Annotated in this window: 22 protein-coding genes; 15 read left to right on the top strand and 7 right to left on the bottom strand. The window is 65.4% G+C overall.

The annotated features are described in order from the left end of the window. Positions 1–16 precede the first annotated feature (16 nt). Positions 17–1420 carry a flagellar hook-length control protein FliK gene (locus C266_RS22430; protein WP_010807704.1) on the top strand — a complete coding sequence of 468 codons (1404 nt, stop codon included), beginning with the start codon at positions 17–19 and terminating at the stop codon, positions 1418–1420. Next, positions 1417–1782, top strand: a complete 366-nt coding sequence (locus C266_RS22425) for an EscU/YscU/HrcU family type III secretion system export apparatus switch protein (RefSeq protein ID WP_010807705.1) — start codon at positions 1417–1419, stop codon at positions 1780–1782. Before C266_RS22430 ends, C266_RS22425 begins: the two co-directional genes overlap by 4 nt. Positions 1783–1934: 152 nt before the next feature. Here C266_RS22425 and fliE read toward each other — a convergent pair whose 3' ends face one another. Then, a complete protein-coding gene (gene fliE, locus C266_RS22420; RefSeq protein WP_010807706.1) occupies positions 1935–2270 on the bottom strand; it encodes a flagellar hook-basal body complex protein FliE in 336 nt (111 codons plus the stop codon). 337 nt (positions 2271–2607) lie between these two features. Between fliE and fliF the strand changes: the two genes are divergently transcribed. The 13 genes from fliF to fliR all read left to right on the top strand — a co-directional run bounded on the left by fliF (position 2608) and on the right by fliR (position 14261). Continuing rightward, positions 2608–4299, top strand: coding sequence for a flagellar basal-body MS-ring/collar protein FliF (gene fliF / locus C266_RS22415; protein WP_010807707.1), 1692 nt, complete (start codon positions 2608–2610; stop codon positions 4297–4299). Next, the gene (gene fliG, locus C266_RS22410; RefSeq protein WP_010807708.1) at positions 4286–5284 is read left to right on the top strand and encodes a flagellar motor switch protein FliG; all 999 of its coding nucleotides are present in this window, start codon (positions 4286–4288) and stop codon (positions 5282–5284) included. Before fliF ends, fliG begins: the two co-directional genes overlap by 14 nt. A 19-nt stretch (positions 5285–5303) precedes the next feature. Next, the gene (gene fliH / locus C266_RS22405; RefSeq protein ID WP_010807709.1) at positions 5304–5963 is read left to right on the top strand and encodes a flagellar assembly protein FliH; all 660 of its coding nucleotides are present in this window, start codon (positions 5304–5306) and stop codon (positions 5961–5963) included. Then, a complete protein-coding gene (gene fliI, locus C266_RS22400; RefSeq protein ID WP_010807710.1) occupies positions 5957–7690 on the top strand; it encodes a flagellar protein export ATPase FliI in 1734 nt (577 codons plus the stop codon). The genes fliH and fliI overlap by 7 nt, the downstream gene beginning before the upstream one ends. Before the next feature lie 12 nt (positions 7691–7702). Beyond that, entirely contained in the window at positions 7703–8155 is a 453-nt protein-coding gene (gene fliJ, locus C266_RS22395; protein ID WP_010807711.1) for a flagellar export protein FliJ, read from the top strand. Positions 8156–8172: 17 nt separating this feature from the next. Further along, a complete protein-coding gene (locus C266_RS22390; RefSeq protein WP_010807712.1) occupies positions 8173–9633 on the top strand; it encodes a flagellar hook-length control protein FliK in 1461 nt (486 codons plus the stop codon). Positions 9634–9834: 201 nt separating this feature from the next. Beyond that, positions 9835–10317 (top strand): flagellar basal body-associated protein FliL, encoded by a 483-nt coding sequence (gene fliL, locus C266_RS22385; RefSeq protein ID WP_036664108.1) that lies wholly within the window; start codon positions 9835–9837, stop codon positions 10315–10317. A 7-nt stretch (positions 10318–10324) separates the two neighbouring features. Further along, positions 10325–11323, top strand: a complete 999-nt coding sequence (gene fliM, locus C266_RS22380) for a flagellar motor switch protein FliM (protein WP_010807714.1) — start codon at positions 10325–10327, stop codon at positions 11321–11323. Further along, positions 11323–11763: a flagellar motor switch protein FliN gene (gene fliN, locus C266_RS22375; protein ID WP_010807715.1), complete on the top strand. Its 441-nt coding sequence runs from the start codon at positions 11323–11325 to the stop codon at positions 11761–11763. The genes fliM and fliN overlap by 1 nt, the downstream gene beginning before the upstream one ends. Continuing rightward, complete coding sequence (gene fliO / locus C266_RS22370) at positions 11760–12365, top strand: flagellar biosynthetic protein FliO (RefSeq protein ID WP_246189730.1); 606 nt, start codon at positions 11760–11762, stop codon at positions 12363–12365. Before fliN ends, fliO begins: the two co-directional genes overlap by 4 nt. A 74-nt stretch (positions 12366–12439) precedes the next feature. Then, entirely contained in the window at positions 12440–13171 is a 732-nt protein-coding gene (gene fliP, locus C266_RS22365; protein WP_051126525.1) for a flagellar type III secretion system pore protein FliP, read from the top strand. A gap of 16 nt (positions 13172–13187) precedes the next feature. Continuing rightward, on the top strand, positions 13188–13457 hold the full coding sequence (fliQ, locus tag C266_RS22360) for a flagellar biosynthesis protein FliQ (protein ID WP_010807718.1): 270 nt from the start codon (positions 13188–13190) through the stop codon (positions 13455–13457). Positions 13458–13469: 12 nt separating this feature from the next. Beyond that, positions 13470–14261, top strand: a complete 792-nt coding sequence (gene fliR, locus C266_RS22355) for a flagellar biosynthetic protein FliR (protein ID WP_010807719.1) — start codon at positions 13470–13472, stop codon at positions 14259–14261. 116 nt (positions 14262–14377) lie between these two features. Here the strand turns inward: fliR and flgL are convergent, their stop codons facing one another. From flgL to flgG, 6 genes are all read right to left on the bottom strand, one after another. Continuing rightward, on the bottom strand, positions 14378–15613 hold the full coding sequence (gene flgL / locus C266_RS22350) for a flagellar hook-associated protein FlgL (RefSeq protein WP_010807720.1): 1236 nt from the start codon (positions 15611–15613) through the stop codon (positions 14378–14380). Between the two features lie 16 nt (positions 15614–15629). After that, positions 15630–17618, bottom strand: a complete 1989-nt coding sequence (gene flgK, locus C266_RS22345; RefSeq protein WP_010807721.1) for a flagellar hook-associated protein FlgK — start codon at positions 17616–17618, stop codon at positions 15630–15632. 176 nt (positions 17619–17794) lie between these two features. After that, positions 17795–18682: a flagellar assembly peptidoglycan hydrolase FlgJ gene (flgJ, locus tag C266_RS22340; protein ID WP_010807722.1), complete on the bottom strand. Its 888-nt coding sequence runs from the start codon at positions 18680–18682 to the stop codon at positions 17795–17797. A gap of 1 nt (position 18683) precedes the next feature. Beyond that, positions 18684–19862, bottom strand: a complete 1179-nt coding sequence (locus tag C266_RS22335; protein ID WP_010807723.1) for a flagellar basal body P-ring protein FlgI — start codon at positions 19860–19862, stop codon at positions 18684–18686. Next, positions 19862–20584: a flagellar basal body L-ring protein FlgH gene (locus tag C266_RS22330; RefSeq protein WP_051126524.1), complete on the bottom strand. Its 723-nt coding sequence runs from the start codon at positions 20582–20584 to the stop codon at positions 19862–19864. Before C266_RS22330 ends, C266_RS22335 begins: the two co-directional genes overlap by 1 nt. 42 nt (positions 20585–20626) lie before the next feature. Further along, positions 20627–21409: a flagellar basal-body rod protein FlgG gene (gene flgG, locus C266_RS22325; protein ID WP_010807725.1), complete on the bottom strand. Its 783-nt coding sequence runs from the start codon at positions 21407–21409 to the stop codon at positions 20627–20629. Positions 21410–21447: the final 38 nt, after the last annotated feature.

The raw sequence follows: 21447 nt of genomic DNA, 5'->3' as shown, positions 1-21447 counted from the left end.
CTTTTCGGAGTAAGGCATGGCCGGTTTGGACTCGGTGCTGGCCACAACGCTCGCACGGCGACTCGATTCACTGCTCGGTATTGGGCCGGGAGTGTCGTCTCCCAGCGCCCCAAGTGCCGTCGCCGGTACACAACCGGCGGGCGACGCGACGTCCGCCCTCGGCGACCTCGCCACACGCACCTCCCCCACCGCCGTCGGTCTCGGCAATACGCCTTCGCAGAGCGCCCAGCGGCTGCCTACTCCGGTGCAGCAGGCAACGCTTTCCGCCGCTGCGCGCACCATCGATACGATCCTGCGGCTCGCGCCCGATTCGCCCGGTCCCGTGCAAGCGAGCGCCCCGGTGTGGCCTGCCGCTCCCGGCACCGGCGCCCCGGCCCTCGCACCGCTTCTGGCCTCTGCGCTAAAGGATGCGCTGTCGACAAGCGGACTTTTCTATGAATCGCATCTGGCGCAATGGGCGTCCGGCAGCCGCTCGTTCGAGCAGTTGCAAGCCGAGCCTCAGTTGCGCTGGCCGGCATCGGCCAATCTGGCCGCGCAATTGCGCGCGGCGGGTGCCGACGCCACCCTGCCGGGCCCCGGTCCGCTAACGCGCTTGCTGGGCCCCGCAGCGGCAGAGGCGGCAATGACGGCCGCGTGGCCGGTGCCGGGCCCTTCCGCGTCGCCGGCGGCGAGCCCCGCCGCCGCGCAGACCGGACTTCCCGGCCAGACCGCCACTGGCGAGGCCGCCGATGGCGGTCTGCACGCCGCCGCCAATTTGCCCAATACCGCGAACGCGCTGGCGCATGCCGCCAGCGTGGCGCACACCACGAGCAGCGTGCTGCCGAGCGGGCGCGAGGGCGATGCGCTGCTGGCTGCATCTGGCGACGGCAACACCCCCAGTGCTGCACCGCACGGCCCGGCTGGCGCTCTCGCCGCCGTTGCGAATGCCCCCGCCGAGAGTGTCGCGCTGGTGCGCCAACAACTCGACATGCTGGTCAATCCGCAGTTTCAGTGGAACGGCGCGGCATGGCCGGGCGCCCCGATGGAATGGCAGGTCCAAGAGCGCGCCGGGCAGCCTGCACCGGGTGAGGTCTCGGCCGCATCCACATGGCATACGCATCTGCGTTTGACGCTGCCGTCGCTGGGCACGGTCGACGTCAATCTCGGCTTATCGGGGCAACAATTGCAAGCGCGCCTGCTGACGGACTCGGCGGCGTCGGCGGATTTACTGTCGCACGAAGGCGAGGAACTGCGTCAACGACTGGCCGCAGTCGGTCTCATCGCGAGCCAGTTGTCGTTCGGCGCGATGAGCGACGAGCGCGACGCAGGATCGGCGGGTAGCGATGCGCCGCCGGTGAGCGTCGCCACTGCGGCGGCCGTGGCGGACGGAACGGCTGGCCCGTCATCCGGAGAGCGTTCGCCGCCGGGAGGTGAAGCATGACGTTGCCACCGGAACGCCGGGCCGCAGTCGCGCTGGCCTACGGCGCGAAAGACACGGCACCGCGCGTGGTGGCGAAAGGCTACGGCCTGCTCGCCGAGACCATCGTGCGCACGGCGCGCGAGCACGGCCTGTATGTCCACGAGTCGCCTGAGCTGGTGAGCCTGCTCACGCAGGTCGACCTCGATCAACGCATTCCCGCACAGCTCTATCAAGCGGTCGCGGAATTGCTGGCATGGCTCTACAAGCTCGAAGCGGGCCGGGGTGGCAAACCGCCGGCGCTGCCACCGGGCATCGTTCCCCCAGAGGGTCAGGCAAGCCCCGGCGCTGCCGGCCCACCCTCATCTTCCGAACCGTCCGCCTGACTACGTTGGCGCTAGGTCGTACCGCGATTTATCAACGCGCGTACGATCGATGTACCCAGTAACAAAAAAGCCCCGTCGCCAGACGGGGCTTCTTCAGGTGCCGAGACGACCCAACCCGCTGCCGTTGTGAAGCGGCAACCGGTCGAACGACCTCACACCTGCATATTCATCACGGTTGTGTAAGCGGAAACGAGCTTGTTGCGAACTTGCAGGCTCATCTGAAAGCCGATGTTGGCTTTTTGAAGATCGACCATGACGTCGTTGAGCGCCACGCCCGGTTCGCCCATTTCAAAAGCGCGCGCCTGGGACTCCGCGCCGTTCTGCGCCGACGACACGCGCTTGAGCGACGCTTCCAATTCAGACGCGAACCCGCCTGTCGCCGATGCGGCACCCGCGCCGGCGCTGGACGTGCCCATGATCGAGCCCGCCGCCTGCGCCGCCACGCCGCCCAGCTTCTGCAATACCGATTCGATCCCCGGAATGGCCATGTTGCTTGTCCTCAATGAGCACCGGCTGCGCGCGAGATCGCGCCGCTTCGACCGGTTTGCCTTTTATCAGTCACGTTGGAGATTACCACCCTATGGCAAGCCGCCAATACCTTAATTAGCGGCAAAACACCCGCCTAATCCACGGAACGATTCCATATTCGCCAACGAATAATCAGGACCATCGGCATCGTGCGCACCGGGAACCGGATCTTTCCGATCCTTAGCGCCCTTGGAAAGTGAACGCGATGCCACGCGTACCCGGAGAATTCTGTCGCATGTTAGTGAGCACTTCCACCGCGATGAACGTCGTATCAACGCCACTGGCGTGGAGCCGCGCATGAACGCCGCCACCCAGACGGCGGACGTTGCCGCCAAGCCGCCCCTGCTGGCGCAGTTGCGCTCGCGCGAGCGCCTGCCGTTGCTCATTGGCGGCGCGGCGCTTATTGCCTTGCTGATTGCGGTATTCCTGTGGAGCCGTACCCCCGACTACAAGGTGCTTTACAGCAACCTGAGCGATCGCGACGGCGGCGCCATCATCACCTCGCTGCAACAGATGAACGTGCCGTACAAGTTCGCCGAAGGCGGTGGCGCCATTCTGGTGCCCGCCGAACAGGTGCACGACGTACGGCTGCGTCTGGCTTCGCAGGGCTTGCCCAAGGGCGGCCTGGTCGGTTTCGAACTGATGGACAACCAAAAGTTCGGTATCAGCCAGTTCGCCGAACAGGTCAATTACCAGCGCGCGCTCGAAGGCGAACTCGCCCGTTCGGTCGAATCGTTGTCGGCCGTGCAGGCCGCACGTGTGCATCTGGCCATTCCCAAACCGTCGGTCTTCGTGCGCGAGCAGCAAAAACCGAGCGCTTCGGTGCTCGTCACGCTGTATCCGGGCCGCGTGCTGGACGACGCCCAGGTCAGCGCCATCGTTCACATGGTCGCGTCGAGCGTGCCGGAACTGCCGGTCAAGAACGTGACGGTGCTCGACCAGAACGGCAATCTGCTGTCCGCGCAAAGCGGTAACGCGCTGGGCCTGGACGCCAGCCAGCTCAAGTACGTTCGCGAACTCGAACAATCGTACGCACGCCGCGTCGAGGCGATCCTGAACCCGATCGTCGGTCCAGGCAACGTGCACGCACAGGTGACGGCGGACATCGACTTCAATCAGGTCGAGCAAACCTCCGAGAACTACAAGCCGAACTCGGGCGAGCAGGCTGTGCGCAGCCAGCAAAACAGCGAAGCCTCTCAGATCGGCATCACACCGCCGGGCGGTGTGCCGGGTGCGCTGTCGAACCAACCGCCGGGTCAGGCCACGGCGCCGATAACCCAGCAACAGCAGCAGGTCGCGCAACAGACTGCCGCCAATCCGGCAAGCGCCGCCAGCGCCCCGCAGGGCCCGCGCAGCGACCGCAAGGACGCCACGGTCAATTTCGAGGTCGACCGCACGATTCGTCATGTGCAGCAGGCCACGGGCGGGCTGAAGCGCCTGTCGGCGGCCATCGTCGTGAACTATCGTCCCGGCACCGACGCGAAGGGTAAGGCGGCCATGGTGGCGCTCACGCAGGCACAGCTCGACCAGATCCAGAATCTGGCGAAGGAAGCCATCGGCTTCTCGGGCCAGCGCGGCGACACGCTCAACATCGTCAACAGCCCGTTCACGGTCGAGGCAGACCCGGAAGCCAACCTGCCGTGGTGGCGTCAGCGTCAGAACATCGAACTGGCCAAGCAAATCGGCAAGTGGGCGCTGATCGGGCTGATCGGCATCTATCTCTGGTTCGGCGTGATACGTCCGGCCATCCGCAAGCACCTGACCCCGCCGCCGCCGGCCGAGCCCACGCTCGCCGGTGCGGCAGGCGGCGCCACGGGTGCCGAAGGGGGTGCCGAAGGCGAGGGTGTCGACGGCGAGCCCGGCAAACAGGGCGAACTCAGCGCCTACGAGCGCAATTTGCAGTTCGCGCGTCAGATCGCGCGACAGGATCCGAAGATCGTGGCAACGGTAGTTAAATCATGGGTGGGTGGTGGCGATGAGCGCGGCTGAGGGACTCCAACGCAGCGCCATCCTCCTGATGTCGCTGGGCGAAGACGAAGCGGCGGAGGTCTTCAAGTACCTCGCGCCGCGTGAGGTGCAAAAGCTCGGCGCGGCCATGGCCTCGCTGCGGCAAGTCACGCGCGACCAGATCGCCGACGTGCTGCAGGATTTCGTGCTCGAAGCCGAACAGCACTCCGCGCTCTCGCTCGACTCGTCCGAGTACATCCGCTCGGTGCTCAACAAGGCGCTGGGCAACGACAAGGCGGCGGGCCTGATCGAGCGCATTCTGCAAGGTGGCGACACCAGCGGTATCGAAGGCCTGAAGTGGATGGATTCCACGGCGGTGGCCGAACTGATCCGCCATGAGCATCCGCAGATCATCGCCACGATTCTCGTTCACCTCGATCGCGATCAGGCGTCGGAAGTGCTGGCGCTCTTCACCGAACGCCTGCGTAACGATGTCGTGTTGCGTATTGCCACGCTCGACGGCATTCAGCCGGCGGCGTTGCGCGAACTCAACGACGTGCTCACCAAGCTGCTCTCGGGCAGCGAGAACATCAAGCGCAGCCCGATGGGCGGCGTGCGCACGGCGGCGGAAATCCTCAACTATCTGGGCGGCGTGCACGAAGAGTCGGTCATCGAAGCCGTGCGCAACTACGACTCGGACCTCGCGGCGAAGATCGTCGAAGAGATGTTCGTGTTCGAGAACCTGCTCGACGTGGAAGACCGCAGCATTCAGGTGCTGCTCAAGGAAATCGAGTCCGAGTCGCTCATCATCGCGCTCAAGGGCGCACCGGTCGAACTGCGCGAGAAGTTCTTCAAGAACATGTCGGCACGTGCGGCCGAATTGCTGCGCGAAGACCTGGAATCTCGCGGTCCGGTGCGTGTCTCGGAAGTCGAAACCGAACAGAAGAAGGTGCTGCAAGTGGTGCGGCGCCTGGCCGACCAGGGCGCCATCATGATCGGCGGCCGCGGCGACGACGCTTACGTGTAACCAAACGGGGCCCGCGCGTATGTCGACCATCATTCCGAAAGAACGCCTCTCCGCCTGGCAGCGCTGGGAGATGGCGTCGTTCGACCCGCCGCCGCCCCCGCCCCCGCCACAACCGAAGGCGCCCAGCCCGCTCGAAGATCCCGCGCTCGTGGAACAGATTGCCGCCTGGCGCGAAGCCGCGCGTGCCGAAGGCCACGCGCAAGGGTATGCCGCCGGTCAGGCTGAGGGCTACGCCGCCGGACAGGCAGCGGGCCAGCACGAAGTCGATGCGCGCGCCGCACAACTCGCCAATATCGCCCACGGCTTCGGCGCTGCCGTGAACGCCATCGACCGCGAAGTGTCCGAGCCGCTGCTCGGGCTCGCGCTCGACATCGCGCGTCAGGCCCTGCGTCAGACACTCACCATCCGTCCGGAAACGCTGCTGCCCATCGTGCGCGAGCTGCTTTCCAACGATCCGCTCACCGGTTCGCCGCGTCTGCTCCTCAATCCGGACGACGTCGCGCTGATCGAAGCTCATGTGGGTGTGGAACTGCGCGCTGCCGGCTGGTCGGTGCGCGCCGACCCCACCATCGAACGCGGCGGTTGCAAGGCCGAAGCCGCGAGCGGTGAAGTCGACGCCACCGTCGGCACCCGCTGGCAACGCGTGATGGCCGCGCTGGGCAAGGATCTGCCATGGTGAACGCCGAACTCACCCCGCTCGCCGCCCATGCGCCGGTGCTGACAGACACCGAGAACACGCATGACGACGTAACGTCGAATGCATCGCACTCGCCCTCTCCGGCGAACGACGGCACGACGCCTTCGGTGCGCCTGTGGGATGAGATCGACACGACCCAACACCCCGTGCAGGCCGGTGCGCTGCAACCCGACGATCACGACGAAGCGCCCGAGCCGCCTCAGGCCCAGCCAGGCGCTACCGCCGAATCCGGCACCACCGAAGGCAGCGATCCGGCGACGGTTGCGCCCCCGCCTGCGTCGAAAGCTGGCGTCCATGTCCTGGACGCTCGTGAGATCGCACGCGACGCGCATTTGCGCCGCTGGCAGAACACGCTGCGCGAGCGCATCGCCCACGTGCACGCCGTCGAGCCGACCCGCCGATGCGGCCGCCTCACCCGTGCTGCGGGTCTCGTACTCGAAGCCGTCGGTCTGCGCCTGCCGGTCGGGGCGGGCTGCCTGATCGAACTGCCGGTGCACGACCCTTCGCGCGAACCGGCCACTGCCGAAGCGGAGGTCGTCGGTTTCGGCGGCGACCGCCTGTTCCTCATGCCGCAGACGGAAGTCGCCGGCCTGCTGCCCGGCGCGCGCGTGTTCCCGATGGAGCCGGCCGCCGACGGTCCGCTTGCGAATCAGCGCCATAACGGCAAACGTCTGCCGGTTGGAGAAGCGCTGCTCGGCCGCGTTGTCGACGCCGCCGGCCGCCCGCTCGACGACTTCGGCCCGCTCGGCCAGACCGACAGCGCCTCGCTCGCCTCGGCGCCGATCAACCCGCTGGGCCGCGCGCCTATCGAATCGGTGCTCGACGTGGGTGTGCGCGCGATCAACTCGCTGCTCACCGTCGGACGCGGCCAGCGCATGGGCCTCTTTGCGGGTTCGGGTGTCGGCAAGAGCGTACTGCTCGGCATGATGGCTCGCTTCACGCAGGCCGAAGTGATCGTCGTCGGTCTGATCGGCGAGCGTGGCCGCGAAGTGAAAGACTTCATCGAGAACATTCTCGGACCGGATGGTCTGGCGCGCTCCGTTGTCGTGGCGGCACCGGCCGACGTCTCGCCGCTGCTGCGTCTGCAAGGCGCGGCGTACGCCACCACGCTGGCCGAGTACTTCCGCGATCAGGGCAAGGACGTGCTGCTCATCATGGACTCGCTCACCCGTTACGCCATGGCACAACGCGAAATCGCGCTGGCCATCGGTGAGCCGCCGGCCACGAAAGGCTACCCGCCTTCGGTGTTTGCAAAGCTGCCGGCGCTGGTCGAGCGCGCCGGTAACGGTCCCGACGGCGGCGGCTCGATTACGGCGTTCTACACCGTGCTCACCGAAGGCGACGATCAGCAGGACCCGATTGCCGACTCGGCCCGCGCCATTCTCGACGGCCACATCGTGCTCTCGCGCCAATTGGCGGAGTCGGGACATTACCCGGCCATCGACATCGAACAGTCGATCAGCCGTGCGATGGCCGCCCTCATCGACGACAGCCAGTTCGACAAGGTCAGGCGCTTCAAACAAATGCTCTCGCGCTACCAGCGCAATCGCGACCTCATCAATGTGGGCGCGTATGCGCCGGGCAGCGACCCGATGCTCGATCAGGCGATCGAGCTATACCCCCGTCTCGAGAGCTTCCTGCAACAGGGGATGCGCGAACGGGCCAGTTACCCGGACGCCGTGCACCAGTTGCAAGGTCTGTTCCATTAAGCGGAGGCGGCCATGAACTCCACCCTGCCCCTCAAGTTGCTCATCGAACTCGCCCAGAAGGACGTGGACGAAGCCGCGCGGCTGCTCGGCGAACGTCAGAAGCAACGCGCCGAAGTCGAGCGTCAGCTCGACTCGCTGCGCGAGTATCGTCACGAGTACCGCACGCGGATGCAGACGGCGACGATTCAGGGCATGGCGGGCTGCGACTGGCGCAACTTCCAGCAATTCATCGATACGCTCGATACGGCCATCGGCCAGCAAGCCATGCTGCTCGAACAGGCGGAGGAGCGTCTCGCGGCTGCGCGCCGCGAATGGCAGGCGCAGCAGCGCCGCCTGAACTCCTTCGGCACGCTCGCCTCGCGCGAAGCCGCCCGCACAGCCGTGCGGGTCGCGCGTCGCGAGCAGAAGGAAAACGACGAGTACGCCGCGCGCAGCCTGCGCCGTCGTGCCGAATCCCCGATTTGAAGGAAAAGGAAACCGACATGTCGATGCTGAGCTTCCTCACCGATGCCGCGGCTGCCGCCCAACAAGCCTTGAAGGCCAACCGCGCCGGTTCGTCGAACACCGACGACAGCGGCGTGCTGCCCTTCTCCACCGTGCTGCAGCAGACCCGCCAGAGCGCCCAGCCTGCCGGCAACGCAAACAACGGCACGCCGCAGGCGAGCCAGAGCAATACGTCCGCCAACGCGTCGAACAACAACGGCAGCACGAAGTCGGCCGACAACGCCGCGAACAGCAGTGCATCGGCCGGACAGACTGGCCAGACGGGGCAGACGGACGCTTCGAAGAATCCCTCGAAAACGACGGCCGCCAACAACGACAAGGGCGACAAGCCCGATAACGCCGACGACGAGGCGCAAGCCAACGCAGCGCCTGGCGATCCGGCGACCGCCCTTGCCGTGGCGCTGGCCGCCATGAACAACGCGCCGCTCCAGCCGCAAACACCGGTGCCGGCGAGCGCTGCCGAAACCAGCGCAACCGACGGCAAGCCCGGCACCGGCGCGGCCATCGCCGCCGCCGTGAACGGCGCATTGCAAGCCGCTGGCGCCGCCCAACTGACGGGCCAGACGCCGGCCGGCGCTACCGCAGCCGACGCGAAGACCGCGCCCGCAACCACCGCCGCGAGCGCACCGGCCAACGGCACGGTCACGCCGGCAACGTCGAACGCCGGCAAGACCGGCGGGATCTCGCTCGACGCACTGGCCAAGAACGCCACGACGGCCCCGGCGACCGCTCCGGCCACCGCCGCCGCACAACCGGCGGCCACCGACGCCAAGGCGGCCATGCCCACGGCCAGTGCAGACGCCCAGGCCGCGCAACGCATGGCCGACGCAATGGCATCGGCTCAGGGCAATCGCGACGCCGCCGCACAAGCCACCACCGCCGCCACGCAGGCGGCTGCTCAGGCCATGCAGGCCGCCACGCCTGCCGTCGACGCCCAGCCGCAATTGCAGGTGCAGGCCAATCTGCCGGCAGCGCTCGCACTGAATGCCCGCGTCGGCACGCAGGACTGGAACAACCAGCTCTCGCAGCAAGTGGTGTGGCTGTCGTCCGCGCACGCACAGACTGCGCAACTGAGCCTGAACCCGCCCGATCTCGGCCCGCTGCATGTCGTGTTGAACGTGGCGAACGACTCGGCGCAAGCCATGTTCGTCTCGCAGCACGCAGCGGTGCGCGACGCCGTGCAGGCCGCCCTGCCGCAACTGCGCGAAAGCCTTGCAAACAATGGCATCGCACTGGGCAACGCGACCGTCAGCAGCGATAACTCGCAGCAACAGGCGTTCGCACAGCAAGGCGCGAGCGGAAATGGCGGCGGTAACGGACAAGGCAATGGCAACGCACGCGGCACACCAGGCTTCGGTCAGGCCGACGACGCGGCGCTGGCCACGACCGTGAGCGTGCCGGTGCGGGCGAGCAACGGCCTCGTCGACACGTTTGCCTGATCTCCCGAACCGGACAGCAACGCATGGATGGCAGTGAAGCCGTGTGCAAACCGGCGCGGCCGGGTGCCGCACTGCCCTAAAGCAAGCGGGTTTTTCTGCCGTTAAGACAAAGACGCGAGTTAGACGCGATTGTCCCTTCTTTTCGGCCGATCACCCCTTGGCGGGTTAGCCGACAATCATTACCCAATAGCAGGCGAATACATGGCAAATCCCGCACCGACGCAAGCCGCGGCCCCCTCAGGAGGGGGCGTGCGCAAATGGATTCTGTTGATCGTTGCGGTAGCGCTCATGGCTGCCGCAGGGGCGGCAACGGCCGTGTATTTGCTCACCGGACATAGCGAAGCGGCAAAAGCACCGCCGCCTCCGCCGCCGCCCGTCTTCGTTGGCATGGACCCGTTCACGGTGAACCTGTCGGGCGAAGACGGCGAGCGATACCTGCATATCGGCCTCTCGCTCAAGGTGGCGGATGCCGAAACGCAAGCTCGCATCACGCAGCACATGCCCGAAGTGCGCAGCCGCGTGTTGCTGCTGTTGTCGTCCAAGCAGCCGCAAGATCTGGCCACGATCGACGGCAAGCGCCGTCTGGCGAGCGAGATTCGCACACTGGTCGCGCAGCCGTTTGCGGCCAACATGCCGCAGCAGGCCGTGGGCGAAGTGCTGTTCACCGCGTTTGTAATTCAGTGAGTGATTCATGGCGCATGAGGAGTTCCTGTCGCAGGAAGAAGTCGATGCCCTTCTGAAGGGTGTCACCGGCGAACAGGATGACAGGTCCGAGTCGGAAGTCTATTCCGGCATCAGGCCATACAACATCGCGACGCAAGAGCGTATCGTGCGCGGGCGCATGCCCACGCTCGAGATCATCAACGACCGCTTCTCGCGACTGTTCCGCATTGCGCTGTTCAACTTCATGCGCCGCAGCGCCGAAATTTCGGTCAGCCCGGTGCGTGTTCAGAAGTACAGCGAGTTCATTCGCAACCTGCCCGTCCCGACCAACCTCAACCTGGTTCACATCAAGCCACTGCGAGGCACGGCGCTGTTCGTGTTCGATCCGAACCTCGTGTTTCTGGTGGTGGATAACCTGTTTGGCGGCGACGGCCGGTTCCACACCCGCGTCGAAGGGCGCGATTTCACGCAGACCGAGCAGCGCATCATCGGGCGCCTGCTCGATCTGGTGTTCGAGAACTACGGTGCGTCGTGGAAGCCGGTATATCCGGTCGAATTCGAATACGTGCGGGCCGAAATGCATACGCAGTTCGCCAACGTCGCCACCCCCAACGAGGTGGTGGTCACGACCACGTTCGATATCGAGTTCGGTTCGGTCGGTGGCGAATTCCACATCTGCATGCCGTACTCGATGATCGAGCCGATGCGCGATCAGCTCTCGAGTCCGCTGCAAGGCGAAACGCTCGAAGTCGACAAGCGCTGGGTGCGTCTGCTCTCGCAACAGGTGCAGGCGGCCGATGTCGAAATCGTGACCAACCTCGCCCACATCGACATGACGCTCTCGCAGTTGCTCAACATGCGCGTAGGCGACGTGATTCCGCTCGACGTGCCCGAGGTGCTGGAAGCCAAGGTCGACGGCGTGCCCGTAATGGAATGCAATTACGGCGTCTTCAATGGTCAATACGCGCTGCGCGTGAACCAGATGATCAACCATTCGCACAGCGATTACACGAAGGACAACGAGTGATGAGCGATACCCCTCAAACGCCCGGTGAGGACGCCCAGGCCATGGCGGACGAGTGGGCCAGTGCCATGGCGGAGCAGACGTCTGCCGAGCCGGAGCCCGCTAGCGCGCCGCAACCGGCCGCCGCCCCTGTGTTTCAGCCGCTTGCCGCCACCGCCGGGAATCCCCCGAACGCCACGCACAACGACATCGACCTGATTCTCGACATCCCGGTGCAAATGACCGTGGAGCTGGGCCGCACGAAGATCGCCATCAAGAACCTGCTGCAACTGGCGCAAGGTTCCGTCGTGGAACTCGACGGCATGGCCGGCGAGCCGATGGACGTGCTGGTCAATGGCTGCCTCATCGCCCAAGGCGAAGTGGTGGTCGTGAACGACAAGTTCGGCATCCGCCTGACTGATATCATCACGCCATCCGAACGCATCCGTAAGCTCAACCGATGATGGCAAGAAAAGTCCACGGCAAGCCCGTGCGGCGTGCCGTGGCAAGCGCCACGACCTCTCGCACCACCTGCATCGCCTCTCGCCCCTCCCGCGTGGCGCACGCCGCGCAGGCAATGGCGCGAGCCTTCGGCGCGCCGGCTCGCCGCCGCGGCGTCGGCAGCGTCCTCGGCCTCGCCTTCCTGACGATCTCCAGCGCGCACGCCCAAAGCCCTGCCTCGCAGGCGGCGGCCGTGCCGAGTCTGGGCGGCGCGGGCATCGTGCAGACGGGGCTGGGCCTTGTGCTCGTGCTGGCCTTGTTGTTCGGGCTCGCGTGGCTTGCGAAGCGCTTCGGCCTGCAACGTCCGTTGGGGGGCGGCAATGTGCGCATCGTCGGTAGCGCCGCCGTCGGCCAGCGCGAACGTGTGGTGGTCGTGGAAGTCGCCGGCGACTGGATCGTGCTGGGTGTCGCCCCCGGTCAGGTCCGCAGCCTGCATGTGATCGACGCCGATCGCGTCGCCGGCATGCCTGCCGCGCCCACCGTCGCCCAACCGGGCGCGCAAGCCAGCCGCGCGGCGCAGGCTTTTGCGCAAAAATTGCGCGAATCGATGAAAAAGGATTCCTGATGTTGCGTGGCTTGCTGTGCGCCGGAACGTCTCGGGGCCCGGCGGGTCCGACGCTAGGTCTGACGCAGGGACTGATGCTCGGGCTGGCGCTCGCCAGCCTCATCTTGCCGGGCACGGCACTTGCGCAGGCCACGCTGCCCGCGCTGACCACAACACCGGCGCCTGGCGGCGGACAGACCTATTCGCTGTCCGTGCAGACGATGCTGCTGCTCACATCGCTGGGCTTCCTGCCCGCGATGCTGCTGATGATGACGGCCTTCACGCGCATCATCATCGTGCTCTCGCTGCTGCGCCATGCCATTGGTGTGCAGACCTCGCCGCCGAACCAGATCCTGATCGGGCTTGCCCTGTTCCTGACGTTCTTCGTCATGTCGCCGGTCTTCGACCAGGCGTACACCAACGCCTATCAGCCGTTTGCCGCCAACAAGATCAGCTTCGAACAAGCCATCGACACCGGGGCCAAGCCATTCCACGCGTTCATGCTCAAGCAGACCCGCGAAGCCGATCTGGCGCTCTTCGCCAAGCTGGCCAAGACCCCGCCGATGAACGGCCCCGAAGACGTGCCGATGCGCATTCTCGTGCCCGCCTTCGCCACGAGCGAGCTGAAGACGGCATTCCAGATCGGCTTCACGATCTTCATTCCGTTCCTGATCATCGATCTGGTGGTCGCGAGCGTGCTGATGTCGATGGGGATGATGATGGTCTCACCCTCGACCGTCTCACTACCGTTCAAGCTGATGCTGTTCGTGGTGGTCGACGGCTGGCAATTGCTGCTGGGCTCGCTGGCCCAGAGCTTCACCATGTAGCGGCGAGGAACGCGAAATGACTCCGGAAACCGTCATGGCGCTGGCCCATCAGGCCATGCAGGTCACACTGCTGCTCGCCGCGCCGCTGCTGCTCGTCGCCCTCGTCTCCGGTCTGCTCGTCAGCCTGTTTCAGGCCGCCACGCAGATCAACGAAATGACGCTGTCGTTCATCCCCAAGCTGCTCGCGGTGTTCGTCACGCTCGTGATCGCGGGTCCGTGGATGCTTAACCTGATGGTCGACTACATGCGCCAGTTGCTCACCGGTATTCCCGGCCTCGTCGGGTAAGCCGCGCCGGCTTTGATCAGCTTCACTTACGAACAGCTCCTGGGCGTCATCGCGACGTTCCTGTTTCCGTTCGTGCGCCTGCTCGCGCTGTCCATGAGCGCGCCCCTGTTCGGCGATGCTGCCGTGCCCGGCACGGTCAAGATCGGCCTGGCGGGCATCGTCGCGCTGGCGCTCGCCCCGGTACTCGGCCCCATGCCGGCCGTCTCGCCGTTCTCTTGGGAAGGTCTGTGGATTCTCGTGCAACAGGTGATGATCGGCGCGGCGCTGGGCTGGTGCATGCAGATCGTGTTCTCGGCCATCAGCATGGCGGGCGACTTCGTCGGGTTGCAGATGGGTCTGTCGTTCGCCACGCTGCTCACGCCGAACAGCGACGGCAGCACGGCCGTGCTCGGCATGCTGCTCAATGTCGTGGCCATGCTCTTGTTCCTCTCCACCAATGGCCATCTGGTGATGTTCGCCACGCTGGTACAGAGCTTCACCGTGCTGCCGGTGTCGAGCGCGCCGATCTCCGTGGCCGGCTGGCATTACCTCGCCATGCTCGGCGGCCAGCTCTTCACGCTCGCGCTCATGTTGTCGCTGCCGCTCGTCGCGGCGTTGCTGATCTGTAACCTCGCGCTGGGCATCCTGAACCGCGCCGCCCCGCAGCTCAACATCTTCGCCGTGGGCTTCCCGCTCACGCTGGGCGTCGGCCTCGTCGTGCTCGAACTGATGATGCCGCGCCTCGCACCGGTCATGGATCACTTCATCGCAACCGGCATCGACATGATGATTCGCGCCACAGCCGCCTTCGTGCCCAAGGCCTGAGACCGGCACTCGCGGCATGGCGTACGTCCCAAAACGACTGCGGGCCACCCGGCGTCATGCCGCGTGGCCCGCAATCTTTTCTGTCGTCTCGCGCGGGTGTGCCCGCGCACCGTGCCTCAGAGCAGCGCGAACAGCGAGAGCTTCTGCGTTTGCAGGAAACTCTGTTGCGACGCCTGCAATGCGGTCTGCAACTGTTGAAACTTGGTCGCCGCCGAGTTCCAGTCCACGTCGAGCAGATCGCCCAGCTGCGACTGGTAGTTCAGCGAGTTACTGTCGCCAATGTTGTTGAGCGATGTCAGTTCGTTCATTCGGGAGCCCGTGGTGGTGCGAATGGTCGTGACGTTATCGTAAGTGTTGCTGAACTGCTGGCCGAACGTCGTCAACGCGTTGCTCAGGTTCGCCTGCCCCGTGCCGTTGGTGCCGTTGGTCGGTGTCTTGAGCGTGCTGATCAGCGCCTGCAAATTGTCGAACAGGTTCGTGCTGGCCTTGTTCGCCGGCTGCACGGTGTAGGTGTCGCCGGTGGCCGGCGCCCCCGAGAAGGTGACCGACTTGCCGCCGAACTTGATCGGCTGGCCGGCGGTGTACGCTCCCGTCACGTCGGGCACCGTCACGTCCGTCTGGTCCTTGACCGTGTAATTGGTCGTGGGCGGCGTGGTGGTGTTGTCGATCGCAAAGCTGATCTGGTACTGATGGTTCGCGCCCGCGTTGGTCACGTCGGTCGTCGAGACGGTGGAGTATGTCGCGGTGCCCTGATTGGCTGCGGTGCCACTGATCAACGTACTGGCGGTACTCGCCTGAATGCCTTCGAAGATGGTCGGGCCGGGATCGTTGATCGCGATCTGGCGGTTCGGACTCACCTGCACGTAACGCACGCCCATGTCGCCTGAATACGATGCCCCCGTGGGCGACGCCGCGTAGGCGGCCGAATTGCCCATGTAGCCCGAGAACAGATATTGCCCGTTGGCATCGGTCGTGTTCGCGAGCGAGAGCAATTGCTGGAAGCTCGATTGCAGATCGGTCGCAATGGTCGCGCGGTCGGTGTCGTTGAGCGTGGCGTTGCCCGCCGCCGCGACCTGAGACATCACGTGTTGCAGCGAGTTGATGATGCTGCCGAAGGTCGAATCTTCGAGCTGAAGCTGGGTCGTCGCAGCCGCACGGTTCGCACCGTACTGGGTGTTCATGCTGTTGTCTTGCGACACGGCGACCGCCTGGGCGGCAGCGATCGGATCGTCGCTCGGCGTCGTCACGCGCTTGCCGGACGAGAGCTGGGCTTGCGTGTTGAGCAGGTCAGAGGTGTTCTGGCTCATCGAGCGCAGCCCCTGATCGTAGATCATGTTGGTGCTGATACGCATTATCGTGCCCCTGCGCTTAGTGGACGATCTGGAGGATGGTGTCGAACAGCGTTGACGCCGTCTGAATCACCTTCGAGTTGGCCTGATAAAGCTGCTGATACTTGATCAGATTGGCCGCCTCTTCGTCGAGGTTCACGCCCGAATTCGACTGCTGTGCCGTCTGCGCCTGTTGCAGCAAGGTGGCCTGCGCGGCGCTGGTGGACTTGTAGGTATTCGTGGTCGAGCCCACGAACGAGACCAGATTGGCATAGGCCGTCGCGTAGCTTTGCGCGCCGCCCACCTTTGTCTTGTCGTTCTGCAAGGCCGAGAGGGCCAGGCCATTGCGGTTGTCGGTCACGGCCCCCGAGTTGTTCGGTGCAATGGTGAACTTGTCGGTATCGCCCGGCGTGCCGCTGAGATTGACCGTCATGCCGTTCATGGTGATCTTGGCACCCGTGGCGGCGTTGTACGGGACGGTGGCGCCGGCCGCGTAGGGAGTCGTCACACCGTTGACCGTGACGGTCATGGCCGACGGCGCAACCAGCGTCAACGCGCCGGTCGCGGGGTCCTTGCTGAACGTGAAGGTCACCGGGGCCGCCAGCACGTTCGACAGATAGGTCGCGTCCACGCTGCCCTGGTCCACCTTCAGCGAGCCACTGTTGCCGCTGGCCGTCGAGGCGATGATCGGCGCGGCCAGTGCAATCTTGCCCGGATCGGTGATCGCCACGCCGATGTTCTGTGCCGCATTGCGCGTGGGCTGGATCGTGAAGCTGTCGCCCGCCGCCATACTGCCCGTCGTGACCGAAAAGCCGTCGCCGAAGGCTACGCCGCCGCCGTCCACGAAGTTCAGTGGCGTGCCCGGCAGCGCCGGTGCACCGGCGGTCCACTTCGCGCCGTCGGACTGGCGCGTCAGCGTGTAGTTCGTGCCGTCGAAGCCCACGGTGTAATCGCTCGTCGTCACCTTGGAGGCATCGGTGATCGTGGCGTTGAGGGTGGCGGCGTTCGAGTTGCCCGTGTTGGCAATGACCGTCGGGTTGGGCACCGTGAAGAAGTTGCCGCCCATCTGACCATAGAGGTCCAGGCCGAGCTGGTTCTGCGCGTTGAACGTGCCGGCCAGCGACAAGGCGATCTGGCCGAGCGAGTTCTGAGCCTGCGTGAGCGCGCCGCTACGGAACGACAACAGGCCGGCCAGCGAGCCGCCGGTGATCGACGATTCCGGAATCGGCACCTTCGTCCCGTTGGGGCTCACATACGCGATGGTCACTTGCGACGGATCGCTCGTCGAAGGCACCGTGGTGAGCTGGTAGGCCGAGTTGCCCGTCACCAGCGACTGGCCATTGCCGATGAAGACGTTGTACGCGCCGCTGCTGTCCTTGACGACGTTCGTCTGCACGATCGCGTTCAGGTTCGCCACGGCCAGGTCGCGCTGGTCGAGCAGGTCGTTCGGCGTCGCGTTGATGCCGTTGGCCTGCGCCTGTGCAATCGCGTCGTTGAGCGAGGCGATCTGCTTGGCGTAGGTGTTGATCTGATCCGTCGACTGGCTGAGCGTGCCGTTAACGCTGGCGCGCAGCGAGGACAACGTGCCCGAGAGCGACTGGAACATGCTCGTGAGCGTTTGCGCCGACGAGATCACCGTAGCCCGGGTGGCCGAGTTGTTCGGCGCCGTCACGATCGTCTGCAGGTTCGTGAAGAACGTGGACATCGAGGCCGACAGGCCGGTCGTCGAGCTGCCCAGCGCGTTGTTGATCTGCGAGATCTGCTGGTAGTAGGTGTTGAGCTGGCTGTACTGGGTCTGCGCCTGATTGACCTGATTCGACAGGAATTGGTCGTACACACGCGACACGTCGGTCACGAGCACGCCCTGGCCGAGGTAGCCCATGCCGGTGAACTGGCTGTTCTGCTGCGCGTAGTTGACGATCTGGCGGTTATAACCGGCCGTCCCCGAATTGGAGATGTTGTTGCCGGTGGTATTCAGGGCGAACTGGGAGGCGTTCAGCCCACTCATGCCAATATTGATTAGGCTCATGATCTCGCGGCTTGAATTAGAGGCGCGCCCCGCGCGGCCCAAGGCCCGCTCGCGCACCGTTACCGATGTGTTTACGGCAGCCCGGCGGCAATATTGAGGCCACCGCGCCAGATGATTTCGTCCCGTTTGCCGTACTCACGGCCAGCCAACGGCCGGCCGCCCCTGCCGCCCGGTGCTCAGGCGAAGTGCTTCATGATCTTCATGAGCTTGCTGGCGTACTGCGGATCGGTCGCGTAGCCCGCGCGCTGGAGATTGGTGGCGAAGCTCGCCGCGTCGTTGGCGCTCGCCACGACCGACGCGTAGCGCGGGTTGTTCGAGATCAGATTCGCGTAGTCGTTGAACGCCTCGTCGTACGAGCGATAGGCGCGGAACTTTGCCATCACCTTGCGCGGCTGGCCGTTCACGTACTCGGTCGTGGCGACCTCGACGGTCGGCCCCGTCCAGTGCTTGCCCGCCTTGATGCCGAACACGTTGAAACTCGTGCTGCCGTCGCTGCGACGAATTTCCCGCTTGCCCCAGCCGGACTCGAGCGCCGCCTGGCTCAGCATGAAACGCGCCGGGATACCGCTCTGCGCGCTGGCGTTCTGTGCGGCCGTGGCCATGCGGTCGACGAACTCTCCCGCAGCCGCCGGTGCGCCGTCGGCCACCCCGATGGCATCGGCCGAGTTGTAGGCACGGCCCTGAAGCGACTGCTGACGCCCCACCGCAGCAGGCGGCAGCGTCGTGCCGGTCGTGGCGAGCTGCTTGAGCATCAGATCGGCCAACCCGATGCCCTTGTGCGACGTGAGCTGCTGGGCAAGCTGGTCGTCGAGCATGCCGCTGAACATCTTTTCCTGATCGCTGCCGAGCAGGCCGCCGGACATGGTGGCATCGCGCATGCTCTTGAGCATCATCTGGGTGAAGACGGCCTCGAATTGCTTGGCGGCCTGTTGCGTGGCCTGCGGCGTCTGCTGGTGCGCGGCGGCGCGCAAGGCCGTGAGGCCCTGCATGTCGTACGTGGCGCGCTGCGTCAGGTCGGGCAGGTTCTTGCCCGCCGCGCCGGTAAGGCGGTTGCCGTCGGCCATATCAGATGATCTCCAGATCGGCGCGCAGGGCGCCCGAGGCCTTCATGGCCTGCAGAATCGACATCAGGTCTGCCGGACTCGCACCGAGCGAGTTCAGCGCCTTGACGACGTCGGCGAGGTTGGCGCCCGCCTTGACCATCTTGAGCGCGTTGTTCTCCTGTTGGACGGAGATTTGCGAATTCGGGGCCACCACCGTCTGTCCACCCGAGAATGGCGCCGGCTGGCTCACGTTGTTCTGCGTATCGATGACCACCGACAGATTGCCGTGGGCCACCGCGCATTGCTGGATCGTCACGTTCTGGTTCATCACGACCGAACCGGTTCGCGCATTGATGATGACGCGTGCGGCCGTGTTGTCGGGGCGAACTTCCAGACTCTCGAGTTGCGCCAGAAACTGCACACGGGCGGCCGGATCGGTCGGCGTGCGCAGCAGAATCACGCGGCCATCGAGGGCCTGGGCCGTGCTGAAGCCGAAGCGGCGGTTCACGGCGTCGACCACGCGCTGCGCGGTCGAGAAGTCGGTAACGTTCAACTCCATTTGCAGGGTGCCCGGCTGGCCACCCATGGCGCTCGGCACAGCGCGCTCGACGATAGCGCCGCTCGGGATGCGGCCCGACGCCAATTGGTTGACGGTCACGCTCGAGCCGTTGGCCGACGCGCCGGCGCCCCCCACGAGCAAGTTGCCCTGCGCGAGCGCGTAGACCTGTCCGTCCGGCCCCTTGAGCGGCGTCATGAGCAGCGTGCCGCCGCGCAGGCTCTTGGCATTACCCATCGACGACACCACCACGTCGATGGCCTGACCGGGGCGTGTGAATGCCGGCAGCGTGGCCGTCACCATGACGGCTGCCACGTTCTTCAACTGCATGTTGGTGCCGGGCGCGACGGTAATCCCCAACTGCGAGAGCATGTTGGTCATGCTCTGTACGGTGAACGGCGTCTGCGTGGTCTGGTCGCCCGAGTTATCGAGACCGGCCACGAGACCGTAGCCGATCAACTGGTTGTCGCGCACGCCCTGAATCGACGCCAGCTCCTTGAGCCGCTCGGCGTGTGCCACGCCCGGCACCAGCAGCGCCGCACCGGCCGCGCCCGCCACGGCAAGCGTGGCAACGAAGCGGCGGACAGCCTGGCGGAGGTGACGGTGTTGGGACGCGCGGCGCGACAGGGACGGCATGATCGACATCAGAAGGGCGAAACGTTAAGGAAGAAGCGCTGCAGCCAGCCCATGGTTTCGGCTTCATTGATGTAGCCCTTGCCACGGTATTCGATGCGCGCATCGGCCACCTGCGTCGAAGGCACGGTGTTCGCGCCCGAAATCGTCTGCGGGCTGACGATGCCCGAAAACTTGATGTACTCCGTGCCCTGATTGATGGCGATCTGCTTCTCGCCCGCCACGGCCAGATTGCCGTTGGACAGCACTTCCATCACGGTCACGGTGATCTGACCCGAGAACACGTTGTTGGCGTTGGCCGCGCCCTTGGCGTCGAACTTGTTGCCGCCGCTTGCGTTCAGCGACTGGTTGTTGAACACGCCACCGACCACACCCGGCATCTGGTTGAGCGAGAGCGTTTCGCTGCCTGCGCGGTTGGCGTTGGCGGCCGAGTTCTTGCTTGCCGCCGTGTTTTCGTTGATGACGATCGTGAGGATGTCGCCAACGTTACGCGGACGGCGGTCTTCGAATAGCGGGCGATTCGAGTACAGCGGACGGTAGATCGAGCCTTCCGGGTCAGCCGCCATCGGCGGGGGCGGCGGGCGCGTGGTCGTCGGCCCGTTCACCACCGGCTCCTGCGGCACATAAGCGCAGCCGGCCAGACCGCTCAGCGCGGCGGCGGCCACAAGCGCCAGATACCGCGCGTGGCCAGCGCTGCGTTGCGTTGCCGTCGGGGCGGTCGTTCGAGCGGACATATCGACGTTCATTCCTGAGAACTTTCAGCGGCGAACCGCTGCTTACATCTGGGTCAGACGTTGCAGCATCTGGTCGGATGCCGTGACCGCCTTCGAGTTGATTTCATAGGCGCGCTGCGCGGAAATCATGTTCACCAGTTCTTCCACCACGTTCACGTTCGACGTTTCGACGTAGTTCTGGTTGAGCACGCCCGCGCCGTTGGTGCCCGGCTGCGCCACGTTGGGCGCGCCCGAGGCGGCCGTCTCGGCGTACAGGTTCTCGCCCATGCTTTGCAGACCGGCGTTGTTGATGAACGTGGCGAGCTGGAACGTACCGATCTGCACGTTGGCCGTGCTGCCCGGCTGCGTAACCGAGACCGTGCCGTCGCGCGCAATGGTCAGCGACAGCGCGTTGGCCGGAATCGTGATGGCCGGCTGGATCGGGAAACCCGAGGCCGTCACAAGCTGACCGTTGTTATCGACCTGGAACGAGCCGTCGCGCGTATAGGCGGTCGTGCCGTCCGGCATGAGCACCTGGAAGAAGCCGTCGCCGTTGATGGCCACGTCCTTGGCGTTGCTCGTCGAGGTCAGGTTGCCCTGCGTGAAGATGCGCTCGGTCGCGGCCGGGCGCACACCGGTGCCCAGTTGCAGGCCCGAGGGCAGCAACGTCTGCTGCGACGACTGCGCGCCAGGCTGGCGGATCGTCTGATACAGCAAGTCCTCGAACACCGCGCGGCCCTTCTTGAAGCCGTTCGTGCTGGTGTTGGCGAGGTTGTTGGAAATCACGTCCATGTTCGTCTGCTGGGCGTTCATGCCGGTGGCAGCGATGTAGAGCGAACGGATCATTGGGTCATTCTCCCCGTGTACGTTGGCGGTGCGAGGTC

Origin of the sequence: Pandoraea sp. SD6-2 (assembly GCF_000389825.1) — a bacterium.
GTDB lineage: Bacteria > Pseudomonadota > Gammaproteobacteria > Burkholderiales > Burkholderiaceae > Pandoraea > Pandoraea communis.
The sequence above is the reverse complement of the archived record's forward strand: the minus strand, read 5'-3'. Positions and strand labels throughout refer to the sequence as shown.

Coding starts and splice junctions, on each gene's coding strand:
- fliH (WP_010807709.1), top strand. CDS start 5,304: ATGTCGACCATCATTCCGAAAGAACGCCTCTCCGCCTGGCAGCGCTGG.
- flgJ (WP_010807722.1), bottom strand. CDS start 18,682: ATGGCCGACGGCAACCGCCTTACCGGCGCGGCGGGCAAGAACCTGCCC.
- fliE (WP_010807706.1), bottom strand. CDS start 2,270: ATGGCCATTCCGGGGATCGAATCGGTATTGCAGAAGCTGGGCGGCGTG.
- C266_RS22425 (WP_010807705.1), top strand. CDS start 1,417: ATGACGTTGCCACCGGAACGCCGGGCCGCAGTCGCGCTGGCCTACGGC.
- C266_RS22430 (WP_010807704.1), top strand. CDS start 17: ATGGCCGGTTTGGACTCGGTGCTGGCCACAACGCTCGCACGGCGACTC.
- fliI (WP_010807710.1), top strand. CDS start 5,957: ATGGTGAACGCCGAACTCACCCCGCTCGCCGCCCATGCGCCGGTGCTG.
- flgG (WP_010807725.1), bottom strand. CDS start 21,409: ATGATCCGTTCGCTCTACATCGCTGCCACCGGCATGAACGCCCAGCAG.
- fliG (WP_010807708.1), top strand. CDS start 4,286: ATGAGCGCGGCTGAGGGACTCCAACGCAGCGCCATCCTCCTGATGTCG.
- C266_RS22330 (WP_051126524.1), bottom strand. CDS start 20,584: ATGTCCGCTCGAACGACCGCCCCGACGGCAACGCAACGCAGCGCTGGC.
- fliF (WP_010807707.1), top strand. CDS start 2,608: ATGAACGCCGCCACCCAGACGGCGGACGTTGCCGCCAAGCCGCCCCTG.
- fliL (WP_036664108.1), top strand. CDS start 9,835: ATGGCAAATCCCGCACCGACGCAAGCCGCGGCCCCCTCAGGAGGGGGC.
- fliP (WP_051126525.1), top strand. CDS start 12,440: ATGCTCGGGCTGGCGCTCGCCAGCCTCATCTTGCCGGGCACGGCACTT.
- flgL (WP_010807720.1), bottom strand. CDS start 15,613: ATGCGTATCAGCACCAACATGATCTACGATCAGGGGCTGCGCTCGATG.
- fliM (WP_010807714.1), top strand. CDS start 10,325: ATGGCGCATGAGGAGTTCCTGTCGCAGGAAGAAGTCGATGCCCTTCTG.
- fliO (WP_246189730.1), top strand. CDS start 11,760: ATGATGGCAAGAAAAGTCCACGGCAAGCCCGTGCGGCGTGCCGTGGCA.
- flgK (WP_010807721.1), bottom strand. CDS start 17,618: ATGAGCCTAATCAATATTGGCATGAGTGGGCTGAACGCCTCCCAGTTC.
- C266_RS22390 (WP_010807712.1), top strand. CDS start 8,173: ATGTCGATGCTGAGCTTCCTCACCGATGCCGCGGCTGCCGCCCAACAA.
- fliN (WP_010807715.1), top strand. CDS start 11,323: ATGAGCGATACCCCTCAAACGCCCGGTGAGGACGCCCAGGCCATGGCG.
- C266_RS22335 (WP_010807723.1), bottom strand. CDS start 19,862: ATGTCGATCATGCCGTCCCTGTCGCGCCGCGCGTCCCAACACCGTCAC.
- fliJ (WP_010807711.1), top strand. CDS start 7,703: ATGAACTCCACCCTGCCCCTCAAGTTGCTCATCGAACTCGCCCAGAAG.
- fliQ (WP_010807718.1), top strand. CDS start 13,188: ATGACTCCGGAAACCGTCATGGCGCTGGCCCATCAGGCCATGCAGGTC.